Source organism: Desulfopila inferna (genome assembly GCF_016919005.1).
GTDB classification, from domain to species: Bacteria; Desulfobacterota; Desulfobulbia; order Desulfobulbales; family Desulfocapsaceae; genus Desulfopila_A; species Desulfopila_A inferna.
On the sequence record NZ_JAFFQE010000041.1, the window covers coordinates 1 to 435 of the forward strand.

General features: G+C 68.7%; 1 protein-coding gene. It reads left to right on the forward strand.

The window, feature by feature from the left end:
- The coding region (locus JWG88_RS21350; RefSeq protein WP_205235841.1) for a zinc-binding dehydrogenase at positions 1-358 on the forward strand (358 nt) is incomplete at its 5' end.
- Positions 359-435: the final 77 nt, after the last annotated feature.

Below are 435 nucleotides of genomic sequence, written 5' to 3' on the forward strand. Positions count from 1 at the left end.
GCATGTGGCCAGCCTGACCCATTCCGACCAGCACTACGCGCAGATCGTCGAGCTGCTGGCGCCGCAGGGCCAGTTCGGCCTGATCGACGACCCCGGCCAGGTGGATGTGATGGCGCTCAAGCGCAAGGCGCTGTCGCTGCACTGGGAATCGATGTTCACCCGCCCGCTGTACCGGACGGCGGACATGCAGCGCCAGCACGACCTGTTGAACCGGGTGGCCGAGCTGGTCGACACCGGCGTGCTGCAGACCACCCTGGGCGAGCACTTCGGGCGCATCGACGCGGCCAACCTGCGGCGCGCGCATGCGCTGCTGGAAAGCCACCGCGCCAAGGGCAAGATCGTGCTGGAAGGCTGGTAAGGCTCCTGTAGAGCCGAGCCCACGCCCGGCTGCCGTTCGCGCGTGGGCGTCAGCCGAGCATAGGCTCGGCTCTACGG